This window comes from Nostoc sp. MG11, from assembly GCF_014904695.1.
In the GTDB taxonomy this organism is placed as follows: Bacteria; Cyanobacteriota; Cyanobacteriia; order Cyanobacteriales; family Nostocaceae; genus Komarekiella.
The window spans coordinates 1-1,894 of record NZ_JACXXN010000157.1 but is presented as its reverse complement, the minus strand read 5'-3'; the positions used below and the strand labels follow the sequence as shown (position 1 = coordinate 1,894).

Genomic DNA, 1,894 nt, shown 5'->3' with positions numbered 1-1,894 from the left:
TTGGCTCAACATCTCGATTATCAATCTGTGCAACACAAGCCGCTTCGGCATTGTTAATCCTGTTGAGACTACGGGAATCAAGATAATCTCTCGATTCGTGACGAGTGCAGCCCAATAATTCCTCCATCTGTTTTGCTGACGCATTTGGCGAAGAGAAAAAAGGGCAGACTTTTTCGTTTAATCTGTTTAGCAACACGGATAGTCGTACTGTTATTAAGTCTGCCCTTTTTTCTAAGCCGTTCCCCCGTGTCATACCAAAAACTGCTCTGTACATCGCATCAGTTGCATTAACGTAGATGAATATGCGGCAGTTATCCGAGCATTCTTCGTGGCGGTCTAAGTAAGATTTAATGGCATCGGTTAAATCTGTTCTAATAATTTTCCCGTCGTGCCGTGCAGATAACCACTGGTTTCGTTGTTCGCTTGAAATAGCAATACCAAAATGCGAGTAAGCAAGTGAGCGCAGTGAATCACCCAAACCTGCTACCACCAAATTGATGGCCACAGGATTCTGCTGAATGACTTCAAAATTGACCAGTTGCAGAAATCCTTCGTAGGTGATCGCTGCAACTTGCCCATTTTTGGGAACTGAAAAGCCTTCCGACTTATTGACAATACGTACAGAAAATCGCTCTACTTCAGATGTTCTCTGTACAATGCTTTCAGCTTTTTGGCTGCTAATTTAGTCCTGGCTAAATTTTCGTCGTAATTGAGAATAGCCTCAATCGCTGGATAAGTCATGTACAAATTTCTTTGTGGATCAAGTCCCATCCACAAGCAGTAGCTACCGTATTCAACAGATTCCAGTCGGATGTTAATGATATTGCTCATTAGCTTAATTCTTGGTAAATGTAGGTTTAAACCTGTTAAGGCGAATGTCACTAAGTTTAGTTATTTGTTGAGGCAAGGTGGGGGAGCGGAGGGAGCCGGGGGTGCTGGGGGAGACAAATAAATACATGTATTCATCTAGACTATAGTAGTAAGAGCTACTAGTAATTGCTCTTTACTCCCCCAGCCTCCCCAGCTTTACAAGCGTGCCATTCCCTGTTAAGGCAACGACATCTTTTGAGAAAACAAACAATTCCATACCTGGTTAGTCTGTTGACAATCAGTAAACTCTCGCTTCAGTTGGGATGCCGTGATGGAAACAAAAGCGACTGCAAAAACTAAAATTAAGGGATTAGCTTTGGCTAAATTAAACCACCAGCGCCAATCCTTAAAATTGGGTAGTTGAGGCAGTCGTAAATGCCAAAAGCTGAAATTCCCAAAACCAATTCGCACGTTACTACCAGGCAACCACTCTTCATCAATATTGACGAAAACCACTTGTACGCGGGGATTCTGCTCAACCATTGAAGCCGTCTTGAGTGCCGATGGTTGCGCTCTCGCATCAGGTGTGAGAAAACCCATCACAACGAGTTTGTGCGTATTGTTTAACCCGTAAAGATTGAGTTGCCCAACCGCTTGGTAAATGGTATCGCGGTCAAGGTATTTCTTCACCTCTGCGATCGCTCCACCTTGCCAACTGGTAACTATATCGGCCCGTCCACCATTAGCTTGAACTTCCAGATGAGTTTGGAATCCACGTTCAGTTAGGCGATTGCCCAGGTATTGTTGTAAGTCTCGTTCCTGCCAACGATCTGGGAATCCGGCAGATTCAGCAAATTTCGATGGCAACATCTTTCTGCTCCAAAAATATTAATCCAATAACTGAACTATTATCCGCACTGGTCTAACAAAAACATCTACAGCTTTATTGTTATTGTGAAAACTTGATAGGTGTTTTTGAGCATCAGCAAAGGTGGGATAACGTGATGCTTCCTCAACTTTTGTTGTTGCTGGTGTTTCACCTTCTATGTAAAAATGTTCGTTGCCGTTTTGTAGAACAAATTGA

At 43.0% G+C, this 1,894-nt stretch carries 4 protein-coding genes; all 4 read right to left on the bottom strand.

Going from position 1 to position 1,894, the window contains the following annotated elements:
* On the bottom strand, positions 1-505 hold a 505-nt coding region (locus HCR01_RS37730), incomplete at its 3' end, for a hypothetical protein (protein WP_193200984.1).
* A 128-nt stretch (positions 506-633) separates the two neighbouring features.
* Positions 634-831: a hypothetical protein gene (locus HCR01_RS37725; protein WP_193200983.1), complete on the bottom strand. Its 198-nt coding sequence runs from the start codon at positions 829-831 to the stop codon at positions 634-636.
* Between the two features lie 216 nt (positions 832-1,047).
* A complete protein-coding gene (locus HCR01_RS37720; RefSeq protein WP_193200982.1) occupies positions 1,048-1,680 on the bottom strand; it encodes a hypothetical protein in 633 nt (210 codons plus the stop codon).
* A gap of 18 nt (positions 1,681-1,698) precedes the next feature.
* Positions 1,699-1,894 (bottom strand): hypothetical protein (locus HCR01_RS37715; RefSeq protein WP_193200981.1); only part of this gene is annotated, 196 nt, incomplete at its 5' end.